The sequence below is a fragment of the Pseudoalteromonas sp. BSi20480 genome, from assembly GCF_000241365.1.
Classification (GTDB): domain Bacteria; phylum Pseudomonadota; class Gammaproteobacteria; order Enterobacterales; family Alteromonadaceae; genus Pseudoalteromonas; species Pseudoalteromonas marina.
Genome location: NZ_BADX01000084.1, coordinates 1 through 16,532 on the forward strand (window position 1 = coordinate 1; position 16,532 = coordinate 16,532).

Annotated in this window: 10 protein-coding genes and 1 pseudogene; 1 reads left to right on the plus strand and 10 read right to left on the minus strand. The window is 40.4% G+C overall.

What is annotated here, in order from left to right; translation table 11 throughout:
* The 5 genes from P20480_RS18090 to P20480_RS09145 form a co-directional block, all read right to left on the minus strand.
* A partial coding sequence (locus tag P20480_RS18090) for an ABC transporter permease family protein (protein WP_033025448.1) occupies positions 1 to 884 on the minus strand: 884 nt, incomplete at its 3' end.
* Positions 881 to 2,158: an ABC transporter substrate-binding protein gene (locus P20480_RS09160; RefSeq protein ID WP_008129659.1), complete on the minus strand. Its 1,278-nt coding sequence runs from the start codon at positions 2,156 to 2,158 to the stop codon at positions 881 to 883. The genes P20480_RS18090 and P20480_RS09160, both read right to left, overlap by 4 nt.
* A complete protein-coding gene (locus P20480_RS09155) occupies positions 2,145 to 2,951 on the minus strand; it encodes a DUF547 domain-containing protein (protein ID WP_008129661.1) in 807 nt (268 codons plus the stop codon). Before P20480_RS09155 ends, P20480_RS09160 begins: the two co-directional genes overlap by 14 nt.
* Before the next feature lies 1 nt (position 2,952).
* On the minus strand, positions 2,953 to 5,106 hold the full coding sequence (locus tag P20480_RS09150; protein ID WP_008129664.1) for an FAD-dependent oxidoreductase: 2,154 nt from the start codon (positions 5,104 to 5,106) through the stop codon (positions 2,953 to 2,955).
* Positions 5,107 to 5,295: 189 nt separating this feature from the next.
* Positions 5,296 to 7,650: a TonB-dependent receptor gene (locus tag P20480_RS09145; RefSeq protein WP_008129666.1), complete on the minus strand. Its 2,355-nt coding sequence runs from the start codon at positions 7,648 to 7,650 to the stop codon at positions 5,296 to 5,298.
* Positions 7,651 to 7,895: 245 nt separating this feature from the next.
* Between P20480_RS09145 and P20480_RS09140 the strand changes: the two genes are divergently transcribed.
* A complete protein-coding gene (locus P20480_RS09140; RefSeq protein ID WP_008129668.1) occupies positions 7,896 to 8,309 on the plus strand; it encodes a hypothetical protein in 414 nt (137 codons plus the stop codon).
* An 85-nt stretch (positions 8,310 to 8,394) separates the two neighbouring features.
* On the opposite strand, the gene P20480_RS09135 is transcribed toward P20480_RS09140, so the two are convergent.
* The 5 genes and pseudogenes from P20480_RS09135 to P20480_RS09120 form a co-directional block, all read right to left on the minus strand.
* The gene (locus P20480_RS09135; RefSeq protein ID WP_006792655.1) at positions 8,395 to 8,820 is read right to left on the minus strand and encodes a hemerythrin domain-containing protein; all 426 of its coding nucleotides are present in this window, start codon (positions 8,818 to 8,820) and stop codon (positions 8,395 to 8,397) included.
* Between the two features lie 276 nt (positions 8,821 to 9,096).
* A complete protein-coding gene (locus P20480_RS09130; RefSeq protein WP_008129670.1) occupies positions 9,097 to 11,016 on the minus strand; it encodes a tetratricopeptide repeat-containing diguanylate cyclase in 1,920 nt (639 codons plus the stop codon).
* Between the two features lie 284 nt (positions 11,017 to 11,300).
* A pseudogene (locus P20480_RS18095) lies at positions 11,301 to 12,954 on the minus strand (RluA family pseudouridine synthase).
* 139 nt (positions 12,955 to 13,093) lie between these two features.
* Positions 13,094 to 15,142, minus strand: a complete 2,049-nt coding sequence (locus tag P20480_RS09125; protein WP_008129677.1) for a S9 family peptidase — start codon at positions 15,140 to 15,142, stop codon at positions 13,094 to 13,096.
* A 145-nt stretch (positions 15,143 to 15,287) separates the two neighbouring features.
* The gene (locus P20480_RS09120) at positions 15,288 to 16,514 is read right to left on the minus strand and encodes a threonine/serine exporter family protein (protein WP_008129681.1); all 1,227 of its coding nucleotides are present in this window, start codon (positions 16,512 to 16,514) and stop codon (positions 15,288 to 15,290) included.
* Positions 16,515 to 16,532 lie beyond the last annotated feature (18 nt).

The following is a 16,532-nucleotide window of genomic DNA, read 5'->3' on the forward strand; positions in this document are numbered from 1 at the left end:
AAACCGCCAGTAAGTACAAGCTGCAATAGTGCCCCCGCAGAGGCTTTAATACGCAGGTTTAAATCTACATCGTTAAACCAGTGCATAATAGCAACTGCAAGCGTTGGCGGGGTATTTGGCCCCAAAATAAGAGGCATCTCTACACTTGCACTGGCATAAGCCAATACGGCTAAAATGGGTAGGCGCAGCAATGGGTAAAGGCTTGGCAGTATCACTTTAAAAAAAGCAGTCATAGGGCAGTAGCCTAAATTAAGCGCGACTTTATGTTGCTGGCGCAGCTTTTTGCCAAGCTCAGGTTGGGCAAGCACACCTAGCGCCATTAACAGTAAAAAAGGCAACTCTTTAAGCGTTAAGCCTAAAATTATACTAATACCAAACGCGTCATGCGGAAACATGCCATTAGGCGCAAGTTCCCACCCACTAAGCCAAGGCGATACTAAGCGCGAGATCATGCCCGAAGGAGCAATTAAAAAACCAACCGCTATAGCTGCTGCTGCGTGGGGTATTACGAGTATTGGGCTGAGTAAACGCTGAATACGGTTAAGCCACGGGCTATTAAAAAATGCCGCTAAAATCATTAACGTTATGATAAAGGCAAGTAAGGTACTTATTAATCCGCTGCCAACACTTAGCATAACCATGTGTGTTAGGCCGGGTGTTTGCATGAGCATAGTAAAGCCATGTAGGCCAAGTGTTGTGTGCTCAAGTACCGGCGCATAGCCAAAAGCGGGTAATAGCACGCTAATTAAGCCCCCTATTACCGGCAAAATTAGTAATGCCAGTAAAAAGCGTGGACTTAATTTAACTAATTTACTAAACATATCGGCGCTTTTATGTGGTTTAAGCGTTGGGCTTGCTGCTAACTTATTTGAAACAACACTCATTGGCTTATTCCAAAACGTGTTTGCCAACCTTGCATAATAGCGTTTACCCAGCTTGGGTGTGGCTCACTTAGCGTGCGTTTAATACTATTCAAAGGCAGCGCGCTTGGATGCGGCTGAGTTGTTTTAAATAAGGCTTGTTGCTGTGGTGTTAGCGTTGACTGAATAAGTACACTCTTATCGCCCCATATAGGCGCTTTTTGTTTTTGAGCTTGCGCCTTTGGGCTTAATAAAAAATTAGCCACTAACTGCGCACTTTGCTGGTGGCTTGCATTATAAGGTATGGCTACAAAGTGGGTGTTACTTAAACTGCCATCTTGCATTGCATAACTGCGCATACTTTTTGGTAAATCATAACGTTTAACAGCGGCGGGCACTTCGGGTGCTGAAAACGTAAACGCTATGCTTAGCTCTGTGTCGCCGACTAAGCGGCGCATTTGTGCACCACTTTGCATAAAGTGTTTACCGCCGCGCCAAAGCGTTGGGTGCAGCTTATTTAAAAAGTCCCATAATGGGTTTAATACTTGGGCTGTGTTTTGTGCAGTAGCTGGCTGATTTAACTGCGCTTTAAGTGTATCATCACTTTGTTGATGTAGCATAACAAGCGCGTATTTTAAAAAGCTCATGCCTAAAAAATCAGGGGGCTTTGGGTAGCTAAATCGCCCTGGGTTTTGTGCGCTCCAGCTAAGTAATTGGTTAAGAGTTGTTGGTAGTGTGTTATTTGCAGTGCCGTCAATTGCTAAACTGTCGTAGTAAAAGGTGAGTGAAGCTTGGCCCCAAGGAGCTTCCATCCCGTTGGTGGGTATTCCAAAATCAAAATTAACAGCGGGGTTATTGCTAGGGTCGGTGTAGCTATAATTAGGCAGCTTATTAGCCCATTGTTTAAGTAATAACGAGTGCTCGCTCATGGTGGCAAAGTTAGCACCGTTTATCCAAATTAAATCTACGCTGCCTTTATCGTTATTGTTTGCTGCTTTTTCGGCAAGTACGCGGCTTACCGCTTCGCTGGTATCACTTAGTTTAACGTGTACTAAGTTAATGTTGTATTTGGTTTTTACTTGCTGTGCAGCCCATTGAATATACGCATTTATTTGCGCATCGCCACCCCATGCATAAAAATATACGCTTTGGTCTTTGCCTAAGCTTTCAACTTGCTGCCAACGGCTTTGTAATTGTGTACTTGCTAGGCTTTTAAAGCTAATAACAAGGCAAATGCAAAACGCGACACAGCAAAAGCTGTATCGCGATAATGTTTGCCAAAATTTATTGGCGAGCATTTAAATCCCAGTTGTAGTCTAAAAACTTAACTTTCATGTCATTATTTTTAAGCGCTTTTTGCTGAGCGAGTATCAGTTTTAGTGCTTTAGGGTATTGCATAAAAAACTGTTGCAGCGAGTTTGCGCCTTTAAAGCCTTGTTCAAAATCATCGCCGTACCACTTAAATATTGAAGACACGCTTAGCGTGTTATCTTGCGCTATATTGCGGGTCATGTCTGATAAAAAACGTACCGTTTGCGCTTGCAATTGGCTTTCTAAATCAGTGGCTGTGTAGGCTTCTTCACGTAGTGCTGGGCAGCCAATACTTGCGCAATTTACAGCAAAGTGAATACGTGGGTCGTTGTATTTACCACTGCCACGTATTAAACCATGTTCTATATCATCAAGGCTGCGAGTTTTACCAAGTAATGGCACAAACTCTTTGCTCCATGGTGAGCTAAAAAAGCTGCCTAAATCTTTAATTGACTTAAGATCTGGGTATTTTGTTAATATAAGCTCAACAGTAAAGGCGTTATATGCGTTAATTAAAAACGCCAGCTGCTTAGGTTTTTCCCATGTATCAAACTCATTTTGCGTAACAGCCGATAGCGAATCTAAATAGGTTTTAAGCTCGCTGTGCTTAGCTTTTATTGCTGCGTAATCAACCTCAGTGCTGTGGCCATGGTTTATAGCCACAACATGGTTGTTTAATAATGTATTCCAGCCCTCGTGCATATTTTGAGCTTTGCTTGCAAACGATGTTGCAAGCAAAGCAGACCCTAACAATAGCGCTTTTAAAGGTGTTTTAAACATATTAGCCTCTGCGCCATGTGTGGTATTTTTCAAGCATGTTAAGTACTTTTTCAGGTGCGTGAGCGCGTTTCCACTCGCCTGCTGCGTACTTGTTACCTTCAGCCCAAGTAGGGTAGCTGTGAATAGTACCCAGTATTTTGTTAAGGCCTAAACCGTGTTTCATTGCCAGTACAAACTCAGCTATTAAATCGCCAGCGTGCTCAGATACCACTGTGACACCGAGTATTTTGTCTTTGCCTTTTGGTGTAATTACTTTAATAAAGCCTTTGGTGGCGCTGTCGGTAATGGCGCGGTCTAGCTCTTCAAATTCAAAGCGAGTGATTTCATAGTCAATGCCTTTATCAATAGCGTCTTGCTCGTTTAAGCCAACACGTGCTACTTCTGGGTCAATAAACGTAGTCCACGGAATAACACGGTAATCGACTTTAAACTTTTTAAGATTACCAAATAAGCCATTTACTGCTGCGTACCAGCCCTGATGAGCGGCTACGTGCGTAAATTGATAAGGGCCTACAATATCGCCAGCGGCAAAAATGTTAGGGTAAAGCGTTTCAAGGTATTCGTTAGTGACTACAGTGCGGTTAGTTTCTATGCCAAGCTCTTCAAGGCCGTAACCTTTAAGGCGAGCGCTTCGGCCCACAGCACATAGTAGCTCATCGTATTCAATATCGATTTCGGTATCGTTATGTTTTACCACAATGAACTTTTTACCGTCGCGCGCTTCACAGCGTAGTGCCTGATGCGAGGTTAAAATGTTTACGCCGCTCTCAATAAGCGCTTCGTGAGCAAAGGTAGACACCTCTAGGTCTTCTTTGATCATGATGCGTTCGCTCATTTCAATTTGCGTAACGCTTGATCCTAAGCGTGCAAAACTTTGTGCAAGTTCGCACCCAATTGGACCACCACCAAGTACAACAAGCTTTTTAGGGGCTTCTTCAAGCTCTGCAAATTTAGTCCATAATGTATCGCTTGTTACATAGCCAGTTTCTTCAATACCAGGTAATGGCGGTACAAATGGGCGTGCGCCAGTGGCAATAACAATAGTACGGGCTGTTAATGTTTGTGTGCCGCCATCGTTAAGCTTAATTTCTACAGTCCACGGGTCTAATAATTTACCGTAGCCTTTAACTACATCTACACCAAGGTTTGTGTAACGTTCAACGCTGTCGTGTGGTGCTATATCGGCAATTACTTTATGTACACGTGCCATTACTTTTTTAAACGAAAACTGCGGTGTGGCGTTTTCTAAGCCGTAGTGTTCACCGTGGCGAATTTGCTCGGCAATTTTAGCGCTTTTAATAACGGCCTTACTTGGTACACAGCCGTAGTTTAAACAGTCGCCGCCCATTTCGCCGGCTTCAATTAGGGTTACTTTGGCTTTAACCGCAGCTGCAATATAGCTTGTCACTAAGCCGCCAGCACCTGCGCCAATAACAATCATGTTACGGTCGAACTTTTTAGGTTTAGTGTAATTTTTGTATACGCGACGTTTTTTAAACACGTTTAGGATTCCTTTAGCAATAAAAGGGAACACACCCAATAAAGCGAATGATAAAATAAGATCGAGCGATAAAATGCCAGATAAGCTCTCGATTTGCGCAAGTTGCGTACCCGCGTTTACAAATACAAAAGTACCTGCGAGCATACCTACCTGACTTACCCAGTAGAAGGTCCACGATTTAATTGCAGTAACACCCATTAGTAAGTTAATTAAAAAGAACGGGAATACGGGTACTAAACGAAGGGTAAATAAGTAAAACCCACCTTCTTTTTCAACGCCTGCGTCAATAGCGTCTAAGCGCTCAGGAAAACGTTGTTTAATTGTATCGCGTAGTAAGTAACGCGATACTAAAAAGGCAAGCGTAGCACCTACCGTAGAGGCAAACGAGGCAACCAATAAGCCTTCAACTAAGCCAAATAATGCACCTGCGGCCAGTGTTAATATAGCAGCACCCGGTAAAGAGAGAGCCGTTACTACCACATAAAGCAAAAAGAAGCCGCCAATAACAAGCAACGGCGACTGTGCTTTGTACTGATCAAATTGATCCATTGACCCTTTTAAGCCATCAAGTGTTAGTAACTGGTGTAAATTAAAATGAAAGAACGCGCCAATAGCAGCGGCGGCAATCACTATTAATAATAATTTTTTTATCATGTTCTCTCTCTTAATTAGGGCCTATTAACCTTTTTGGATTGCACTAGGTAAATCCTTTGGGCTGAACCTGTTTAGCATTAATTTTACTTTAACGCCTATGAGGAATAACCACACCACATAGGCTTTACCTCGCTTTATAAGAAGCAAATTTATGTATATTTAAGCTTTAAAGCTAAATATTCATAAATATTAAAACTTATGAGTCAGAGTCAGCTTGGCATTTATTGGCAATTCAGGGAATGCCAAGGTTGCGCCAAAGTAGCCGCCTTCAAAAACAGGACGCCAATTTTTTTGGTTTGTGATGTTATTTACATCTAAACGTAACTTGGTACTAGGCGTAAATGCATAGCTAGTATTTACGTTTAGCGTGTATTGATCACGAATTTTAACTGTTTGTAAAAAGTCTAATGGGTAACTCTTTGTATATAGACCTGAAAAACCAGTTTGCCATTTCGAGGTAATTGAATAATTACCATTAAAACTAAACGATTGCTCTGGAATACCTTGTACTTGACTGTTTGACGGTGCAAATGGTGTAAAGCTTGGCGCGCCAACGCCCGTACCAGCAATAATGTCTGGGCGTGAGTTATCAAACGCATCAGCGACTTGAGCTGAATCTTGGCTGCTTGCAGAGTTATCGTAGCGGGCATCTATGTAGCTGTAGCCCGCACTTAGCCAATAAGGGTAAGCATCATAAAATACTTGGCTTTCAAAACCTGTGGTACGAATACCTGTATTGCTGCCATCGCGATTACGTAAACTACGGCGCTGGCTAAATACCGCGCCATCAGCGTACCAGTCGCTGTCGGTTGGAGCGTATTTTAAACCAAATTCTACGAGTGTGTTTTCTGTTGCAAAGTTTTGTGCACTAATCACGTTGCCGCCACCCAGCACATTACCGCCAGCCATACTATTTGATGTGGCCTCGTTATAACTTGCAGCACCGTAGCCTGTGAAATCAGCATTTAGTTTGTAATTAAAGCTTACCTGACCTGACTGAAGTGTGTCGTTAATGCTATCACTTGCTGCAGTTTGGCCTTGTGGTGCAATAGGATCACGTGCTTCTACATCATAATAATCTACCCGGTAACCTACGCTTGTATGAAGTTTATCTGTCCAATCCGAGTCTTGCTGAATAGCAAAACCTGTTTGCCATGAACGAGAGTCAGTGGTGTCTGATAGGTTAAAGTCGCCGCTACCGTCGTTATCTATATCGTACTGTGCACCAGGTGATACGAACACACCCGGGCGAAGCTCAACCAAACGTGCCTTTTGTGCGTCTGTTAAAGGAATGCGGCGATTTGATAATGGGCCAGTTAAATCAATAGGTAAGTCGGCCTCTGTGGTGAACTGGCTGTAGCCAAGCACTTTGTTATAGCGTACGTCAAAAGCAAAAATAGTTTGTTGTTCGTCGTTCCAACTATACGTTAGTTCTGTTCGATTTTGCGCCGTGTCGGCACCGTCAATAATTTCAACAAAGCTATTTTGGGCAATCTCTTCACGCTGTAAATGTTGAAAGTAGGTGATGTTTTTAAGTGAGGCATTTTCACTTAGCTCACGTTTATAAATACTGTGAATTAAATAGGTTGTAGCTTCGTTTTGGTTATCAGGGTCTGTAAGTACAGTGCTGCGATCAATGTTTACTTGCCCAGTAGGCGACACAATCGAACCCGCCGCCGGTACTGTACTGCCATTTGCTTGCACGCCTTGGCCAGTAATATAAAGGCCATCATCAATTAAAGCTTGGGTAGGGCGGTTAATACCGGCGTTGTCGGTAAATTCGACTTGGTATAGCTCAAAGTTAATATCCCAAGTGCTTTTATCGTCTGGCAAAATGCGTAGTGCTGCAAATAAACTGTCGCTTTTAGTACCTGAATAATCGTAATAGCTGCCATGGTCAAGGTGTTCATAGCTTACTCTAAACCCGACTTTGTCTTTAATAATTGGCGCAGTGTAATCTATTTGCGCACTGTATTGGTCCCAACGACCGGCCGATAAACTCGCTTTGCCTTTACTTTCGTCCGTTGACGCTACTTTTGACTGTAAGTTAACAAATCCACCGTTGCGTTGGCTTGAACCAAACAAAACCGGCGGTGCGCCTTTTACTACATCTATTTGTTCGACAGAATTGAACGATAACGGCACGCCAAACCCATTGTTACCTGCTTGACGACGTGTACCATCTTGAAAAAGCTCACCCAATTGACCGCGAATAGTAGGTAAACTTGGCGCGCCAAAGCCACTTGCAGAGTATGTGTTTGGGCTTACTGCTAATACATCTTGTAAAGTAGTAATGTTAAGCTGTTCTATAAGTTCGCTTGAAATAGGCGTAACTGAGCGTGCTATGTCTTGAAGTGCTAAGTTATCACCAAAAGGACCGTCAATTGTTTCATTTTTAACAGAAAGACCTTGAGACTTTATAACTTGACCAGCCACCTCTATGTGTTCAATCGAATCTTTTACTTGCGTATTTTCAGCTGCAAAAGCAACAAGGGGAGTGTTTAATATGGTGGCTAACGTTAGTGCTAAGTATGCGTGTTTCAAGGGTTGTCTCTCTAGTGTAATTAGTTATTGGCGATAAAGACCGAAAGGAATAAAAATATCTTTCAATTAAAGTATAACTTTTTAATTTTTAGAATGGATGCGTGCAAATTATTCTTATTATAGTCTTAAGCTTTAAATGTTGTTGAATACCTACTTGGATTAAATCTAAATAGTTTGAAATTAATCATACCTTATACGGTCTTGTTCTGTTCTTGGTTTATTTATATATTTTTAAAGGAAATTTTATGACGGATTCTTTAAGTAGTGATGTTCAAAATCGTTTGCAGTGGTCACTTTTATCTTTGCGTGTAGGTGTGTTTATTGTAATGGTTATGTGGACGTTCGATAAGTTTGTTAACCCTGCACATAGCGCACGTATTTTTGAGCATTTTTATGGGATTAGTGGCTCTACAGATATGGTGGCTTACATTATTGGTGCGGTGCAGCTAGTACTTGTTTTAGCGTTTTTAGCAGGTATTAAAAAACGTATAACTTACGGTATTATTTTCATAATGCACGGCTTATCAACGCTTTCATCTTACAATCAGTACATTGATGGCTTTAATAACTTATTATTTTTTACTGCGTGGCCAATGTGGGCAGCGTGTTTTGCACTTTATTTATTACGGGATCAAGACGTAAAATATACTGTTAAATAAAACAGCCAAACAAAAAAATGGTTATAAGCCAATTAGCTTATAACCAAAAGTACACAGGGAGGTGTATGAATTCTTACTTGTACGATTAATGCATTGCGTCGTTGTATTTGTCGCCTAAGCGCTCTTTTTGCCCTTCAGACAGCGCTTTACCTGCTAGTTGAAATACTTCATGTTCTTCTTCATCTAAGTGATGATGCACTAAATGGTGTAGTTTTTTAGCTTCTACTAACCATGCTGATGAGCTCATTTCGGTGTCTTCAAGTTGTTCAATTAGTTCATCAATTTCATGATGCTCTGCAACACTGTGGCGTGCTTTTTCTTGCGTTAGATCTTCGCAAATTAATGGATTATAAAAGTAGCGCTCTTCAAATTTTGCATGTTCTTCTAGCTCTGTTTTTAGCTCATCCATTAAGCTATGACGTTTTTTTGTGTCGCCCTTGGTTTGAATAAGCGCGTCAACTAGTTTGCGTTGTTTGTCATGATCATTACGTAGTGCTTCAAAAATATTCATAAATCATCCTAATCAATTACGTTGCTTAATAACTATTAAGCAAACGCAGTGCCAGATTTCAAGTTATTGAAAATAATGAGTTTATATATTTTAGGCTATATTTTTGGATTGTTTGTGTATTTTTTACAGACGAGAGGATGAAATAATTTCTTACTTTTAATACGAGCTAATACTTCACGTGCAGCTATTTACAATTAGCTTGTTAAAAACATATTTGGGGGCATGTGCTTGTTAAAAACATATTTGGGGGCATGTGCTTGTTAAGCTTTAATACGCCTAGGGCTGCTCAACATTAACCTGATTACGGCCACTTTGTTTAGCCTTATAAAGAAGCTCATCAGCATGAATGATCAGTTTTTCAAGTGAGCGGTTAGAAGAGGAGCTAATTGCTGCACCTGCGCTAAACGTAATGGTTTCAGTATTATTTAAACCTTCTATTTCGCTACAAATATCTATCAGTGTATTGGCAATAGAATCGAACGTTGTTTTAACGCTTTGTTTATCAACAGTGTTTAAAATAAATAACCATTCCTCACCACCATAGCGGCCAAATTGGTCGTCATCAGCAAGTGTATTTTGTGCTGCACGAGCAAAAGCTTTAAGAACGGAGTCACCCACATCGTGGCCGTAAGTGTCGTTAATGTGCTTAAACAAATCTAGATCGACAATGGCAATTGTAGCATTGCTTTGCTTAAGTTTTTGAGCCGCTTTTTGCATAATACCGCGTCGATTTAAACTGCTAGTTAAGTAGTCAGTCAGCGCAATGTTATAATATTTTTTACGTTGTAGTACTTGTTTATAAATAAGTAATAACGACATAATAACTAAAATAAACGCAATTGTTGCGCTTAACCGCCAAATTATTTTTTGTTGATACTCTTCTTTGGCGAGTAATTCGTTAATGTTTTTGTCGTATTCTAGTTGGAGTATTTTTTCTTCTTTTTCTTTTACTTCAAATTTTATTTGCAGCGTTTTAATGTTTGTTTCGCTGGTGGCTTCGTAATGCTTTTTCATAAATGTAAGCATTTGCTCCATTGCGTCAAATGCATCGTCTGTTTTGTTGAGGCTTCGTTTTAAATGGTATCGCTTTTGAAGGTAATCGGCTTTATAAATGCTGCGGCTAAAATCATCGAGCATCGAAAATACTTCGTCATTCATTTTATCGGCTTTTTCAAGTAAACCTTGTTTTTTATAAATATCTAGCATCAATATCATCGATGCGAGTTTCATATCACCTATTCCGGCTAGGTGGGCAACCTCAATATTTTTTGTGGCTAAGGCGAGCGCATCTTCGTAGTTTTCTTGTTTGTATAAAATATTAGCAATTGAATACTGAGCAAAAGACAGTCCTTTTTGCATGTTAACAGATTCAAAGTAAGAGAGTGCTTTGTCTAAATAAATGAGGGATTCGTTTGGTTTGTTTATTTCAAGTAATACATTGCCCAAGCTCCAGTAAGCTTTAGCTGTATATAAACCATCTTGAGTTTGCTGATATGCGATCAGCGCTTTTTTAGCGTATGTTATTGCTTTTTCTTTGTTTTCTAAATAATTATACGCATCGGCTATCTTCCTGTAAAAATAGCCTTGCGATGCAATATCGTTGTTTTGCATCGCCAGTTCTAATCCGTCAAGTGCCACGCTCAAGGTTTTTTTCAGTTCATCTGTTTCGGTATAAAAGTATGCAAAGGCTCTTAAAATAATGATTTTTTCAGCCGGTGTGGATTGAGAAAATCGTGTTTTTAGTTGATTAACAACATCGTTTGCCTTTTGGAGTTCTTTTTGTAGGCTAAGCAGTTTTAATTGTGACTCCAAAAATAGCAGTAATACGTCAGGTTGTTTAGATAATTGCTGATTTGATAAGTAAACAGTGAGGTGTTTATCTAATTTTTCGTACTTTTCTTCCCTAAAAAGCAGTTCGGCATAAATGGCTGCAGCTTCTAAATGCAAAGCGTCATTCTGTTTTAATTTACTTTGCTCGTAAGCTTGAGTGATTTGTTTTTTGTTTTGCAGGTAATCAAGTTTATCTGTTCTTACACTTTTAATTAGCGCCCGTACGTCTTGCTGACTGAGCTCAGGGGTAGTGGAATTGTTTGAATAAGCAATACTTTGAAAGGCGGCGAGTAAAAAAAACACAACAACAAGCTGTTTAACCAACACCGATAGGTAACTTGCTTTAAATTGCATGTTATTAGTCATATTAAGCCCTTACTAACTTGATACGTGTAGCTTTTTTGAAAAACGTAGGGTTAGTTAAATTTTGGCTATACCTTAACCATATACTTTTAGTAATCAAAAACTTAAGCAGGTTGTAGCCTTGAGAGACGTTTATATCTAGCATTTTCAATCTCTATTAAGCATTGGTTAACCATTAATTATCCAATTACATTACCATAAAAGTTATTTTATAAAAATATCTACGCCTATAATCCTAGTATAAGCGTGATAGCAGCCTTATTTATGGTGGTTTTAGTATTTATCAGTTAAAAATCAGCATCAATTTTAAACTCTAAACGCTCGTGATTAATCGGGTGCGTGAATGCTAGATACTCAGCATGCAGGTGTAACCGGTCTGCTTTTTTACCATAATGTGTATCACCAATAATAGGGGTGTTTAAACCTAATACGTGTGCGCAGTGCACACGCAGTTGATGTGTGCGCCCTGTTTTAGGGTAAAGCTGCAAGCGAGTTGTGTTGTTTTTTCGCTCAAGTACTTGCCATGTTGTAAGTGCAGGCTTTCCTTTTTGGTAACACACTTTTTGACGCGGCTTATCATCAAAATCTGGTGTTAGGGGTAACTCTATAGTACCGCTTTCTTGTTCTATATTCCCATCGACTAAAGCAACGTAGCGCTTTTCTATTGTGCGCTCAATAAATTGTTTTTGAATGGCTTTATGTGCCCGTTTATTTAGGGCAATAATTAATAGTCCTGAGGTTGACATATCCAATCGGTGCACAATAAGTGGGCCTGTAGCTTCTGGAAATTGTGTTTTCATACGCAAGAATACAGAGTCGTCTATGGTAATGCCCGGGACCGATAAAAACTCTGCCGGTTTATTCACTATGACCAAATCGTCATCTTGGTAAACAACAGTAAGCTCTTTACCTTGTGCAGGGTTATTCAACAGTGGGCTAGGTTCTACGTTTAAGCCTTTTAGCATGTGGCCTAAAATAGGCTGACATTTACTAAAGCAAGATGGGTAGTAGTTTTTATGCTGCCTAACCGCAGATTTAGGCGGGGCTCCCCACCAAAATTCACCCATGGCTATAGGTGTTAAGTTATGTTTAAACGCATATTGAAGTAATTTAGGGGCTGCACAGTCACCTGCCCCCGAGGCCGGCGTATGCTCAGGTAATTTGGCAAAAATAGCATTGAGGTCTTCTATTTCGCCATCAATATTAAGAAATTGATATTGAGCAAATAGTATTTTTTGTAAGCTTTTGGAGAGCGTTTTTCGGCGTTTTTTTAAATTGTTCAAGTTCATCGTTTATTTTGCTATGCGCTTGTTCAAGTGTGACTAGCTGTGTTTGCCACTTTTGCTTTAATGCCTGAAGCTGCTTTTTTTCTTCAATGCTTTGTGTTGCTAGCTTTTTTTTGAGTTGTTGAATTTTGGTTTTACTCGATTTTTTTTCAGCGTCGCTGCGTTGTTTTTTACGCTTTTTTCTGCTTTTTTGCATTAAAGCATGCTGCGCTTGCAGCTCTTTTTCAAAGCCTTCGTTGGCGGTAGCTAATAATTGGCTAATGCTCTTTAGTTGCTCACTGTTTTCAAGTTCGTCTATTTGTGCGTTCAAGTCATTTATTATTTTACTTTTAGCTAAGTAATTTTCATCGTTTAATTGCATACTTGAAATAGGGGGCACAAAGTTAATACTGGCTTTGTTTGCGTCAACTTGCCCTGAGTAGGCAGCTAAAAAGCCCAGTTCGTTTTGCTCATTTTTAACCACTAACACGCCAAACATTTTACCCGCGTTTTCAGCTTTTAAATGTGGCAGTGTTTCGAGCTGCTGTTGCAATTGTTCGCTTGCTGCAATAGTTAACGGGTGTGGCTCGTAAAAAAAGGGGTAAGTAAACTGTTCCGGTAAAGGAATAGTGGAAACAGGTTGAGCAAATGGGGTAAAACAAGGGCTGTTAGACATAGCGGTCGAATTATGAAATTGAGGCGAAGAATTAATTTAGATTTTATCACAGCATGAGCTTGCTAGGGGATATTGGTTCTACAAATAATGAAAAAAGGCCAGCAACAATGCCGGCCTCACTATTTTAACTTACCACAAATTATTTATTGGCATCTTTTACTGCTTTAAGTTTTGCTGCGTGGTCTATTTCGTAATCAGGCATGTCTTTTTTACCCTCTATTAAATAGTTATCCATCCAACGCATTAAACGTAAGCTGTAGTCGTATTGTGCTGCCACTTTACGGTTGCCGTGGCCTTCACCTGGATAATAAACAAGGCGTACATCTTTACCTTGTACTTTCATATATCGGTAGAGTTCCATAGATTGCGCAGGGTGAACGCGTGGATCGTCTTTACCGTGCATAATAAGCAACGGTGTTTCTGACTGACCAGCCCAGTAAATTGGGCTGCGCTCTAAATACCATTGCCATTTATCCCACGGGTATGAACGGGCATGCACTAAGTGCATTTCGTTTGAAATATCAGTGGTACCAAACTTAGAAAGTTGGTTAGTGACACCCACAAACATAACACTTGCTGCAAAATGTTCAGTTAGTTTTGTTGCACCCCAAGCAGAGGCGTAACCGCCGTAAGAGCCACCTGTAATACCAACGCGTTTGCTGTCAACCAGACCCATGTCGACTAAATGGTTTTTAAAGTCCACTAGGTCGTCAAACTCTTTACCAGCGTAATCGTTTTGCCCTAGCTTTGAATAATCAACGCCTTTACCTGTAGAACCACGATAGTTTGGATAAAATACCGCGTACCCACGTGCAGCACCCATTTGACCAGGGCGAGAGTAATTGGTGATCCACCCATCTTTGTCGTGACTTTCTGGGCCGCCATGTACTGACATTATAAGTGGGTAGCGTGTGCCTTTTTTGTAATCGAGCGGGTATACAAGTACGCCGTCTAGTTCAACGCCATCACGCGCTTTAAGTTTAATCGTTTCTTGTTTAGCAAAACGTTTATCGTTCAACCAGCTGTTTGAGTCTGTTAAACGCTTTGCTTTTTTACTACGTACAATAAACACTTCGTTAGGGTGCTTAGCACTGTTACCACGAAGTGCCAATGTTTTATCTGAGTCAGAAACACTTAACTGCGTTGCAATAAATTGGCCTTCATCAACTAACTTTTTGTATTTATTAGAGCCTGCTTTGATACTGGCAACAAAGCTTTGCGTACCTACATTGGCAATAAAGTTAAGCGTGTTACGCTTATGCGACCATTCAAAATCAACGACGTGGCCCATAAAGTTAGGTAGCCACTCAGTGATTTTTGCGGTTTCAGTGTCAGCAATAAATAAGCGGCCAGTTGCTGGGTCGTGCTGATCTTCTGCGCCTAAAATAGCGACGTATTTACCATCATGCGACAGCTCTGCATCGCCCAGTTTACCCTGTGTTTTAAACGATAAGGTTACTTTTTCGTTAGCAATATCGTAAAGGTGCCACATTGATTTAGTATAGCGATCGTCAATAAGTGCTGTAGGTTGAGTTTTAACGAGTAGCTTTTCACTGTCGGCTGACCAGTTAACATCGCTTACATAGCTATCAATGTTTATGGCTGTTGGCGATAATGGTTTATCTTCTTTGGCCAAATCAACAACAAAGAGTTGTTTGTTTTTTAAACCTAGTTCGTATACTTCTGCTTTAAAACCAAGTTTTTTTAATTCTTTATCTGATTTGTCGGCAGCGGGCATCGCTAATAACGCAAGCTGTTTATTGTCTGGGCTTAGTTGATAACTTGAAATAGAAGTCCCTTTTAACGACATAACTGCTTGTGCTTGTCCGCCATCAACAGGAATTTGGTAAAGCGAAGTAAATTTATCGTCTTTAAGCTTTGCTAAAAAGTAAATTGTTTTGCTGTCGTTTGACCATTGTAGGCTTTTAATATTAACCGAGCCGGTAATAAATGGGCGTTCAACACCTTCATCGTCTACAACGTAAAGTTCGCTGTAATTGCTGCCATTTTCGTCAACGTAAAGTTTGCGTGGTAACGAGCGTGTAAATGCAACGCTTTCACCATCTGGGCTAATACTTGTTTGTATTACCGATTTTACTTTTGGAATGTCTTCAACTGTGATTGCTGATTGCGCAAATGCAAGGCTGCTTGAAAGCCCGATTGCTAGCGCTAAGCTTGTCTTAAGCATTGTTATATCCTTTATTTTTAAAATCCAGATTAGTATAACAAGCTAAGGTTAATAAACTAAAAAATGCGATTAATGCTCAAAAGAGGGCGTTAAATGAAGGTGATAAAATAAATAATGAATAGCGCGGAATGTACCGCGCTGCTTTTTATAAACTTTTTTTAGGCGGTAAGGCAACGTTTGCAAATATAAGCCCGGCTACAAGCGACATAAATATTAAAAATGTTTGCTGGCCTATATGCTCTGCATATATAAAGTCTTGGCCTTCAATAAGTGAATTTAAGCCAATGTAGGTTTTGCTACCTGGGACTAATACAATCAAGCCCTGCATTGCCACAATTGAAGCCGGCGCATTAGCAACACGGTTAAATAAATTACTAAAAATACCCACCGATAACGCGCCAACAAAAGTACCCAATGTGTAATCTAAATACATTGCTGACCCAATACTTGTGCCATAGGCTATAAAGCCTGATGCAATAGACCAACCCGCATGTTTTAGTTTGGTTCTAAATATAACTATTAGGCTGCTACACAGTAAAAATATAGCAAGCCAAGGTGTCCAGCTGGGTAAAGGCTCCGGTTGAACAAAGTCTGCTTGGCCAAAAAGTGCAAAGCCAATGCCTATACCTATAAAGCCACCAAAATAGAGTTTAAACAGCAACATAAATGAGTCCATTACTCTTGCTGTACCCGAGACCAAGTGGCGAGCTGCAAGCTCTGCCAATCCAAGTGCAAGCGCAAGGCCCGGTATAAATACAATAATGGCAGAAAGCACCACTAAGCGTATGTTTACTTCGGGTGTTATATAAACGCTTACAGCACAGGCCATAATTGCTGAAACAATAGCAACAAGTGGTTCAAGCATATGCGCTACACGTTTAGAGCGCATAGACCACAATACAAACATATACACCACAAGGGTGAGTAACGCAGACCAAATTACATCGGTCCAACTGGTGCCCATAAGCATTGCAAATGCGCCGCCCGAGGTTGCAAATGCAATACCTGTCGTTAATTTATTGTAAGGGTTAGGGGCATCAAAAATTATATCTAGCTGTTGGTCTACTTCTTGAAGAGACAATTCTTCATTAAGCATTTTATTTACAAGGTCGTCGGTATCGGCAAGTGATCCTAAATCATGATCGCCTGGGTCAACTCGTGCCACATGCGTATACTCATCTTCATGGCCGTCGGTCCAAATAACAAAAGTGACCGAGGTGGGCGACATAACAAACGACGATTTGAGGCCTAAGTATGTGGCGACTTCCATTAAGTGTGCTTCTAGGCGGTAGGCAGGCGTACCGTATTTATGAAGCATTTTACCCAACTTAACGATAAATTTGCGTTTTTCTGTAAAGGTTGCAGTTTTCAAATCTTATTTAGGCCAGTG

Excerpts from the sequence above, each read along its gene's own strand:
- P20480_RS09125 (WP_008129677.1), bottom strand. The coding sequence starts at position 15,142 with ATGCTTAAGACAAGCTTAGCGCTAGCAATCGGGCTTTCAAGCAGCCTT.
- P20480_RS09140 (WP_008129668.1), top strand. The coding sequence starts at position 7,896 with ATGACGGATTCTTTAAGTAGTGATGTTCAAAATCGTTTGCAGTGGTCA.
- P20480_RS09155 (WP_008129661.1), bottom strand. The coding sequence starts at position 2,951 with ATGTTTAAAACACCTTTAAAAGCGCTATTGTTAGGGTCTGCTTTGCTT.
- P20480_RS09135 (WP_006792655.1), bottom strand. The coding sequence starts at position 8,820 with ATGAATATTTTTGAAGCACTACGTAATGATCATGACAAACAACGCAAA.
- P20480_RS09150 (WP_008129664.1), bottom strand. The coding sequence starts at position 5,106 with ATGATAAAAAAATTATTATTAATAGTGATTGCCGCCGCTGCTATTGGC.
- P20480_RS09160 (WP_008129659.1), bottom strand. The coding sequence starts at position 2,158 with ATGCTCGCCAATAAATTTTGGCAAACATTATCGCGATACAGCTTTTGC.
- P20480_RS09130 (WP_008129670.1), bottom strand. The coding sequence starts at position 11,016 with ATGACTAATAACATGCAATTTAAAGCAAGTTACCTATCGGTGTTGGTT.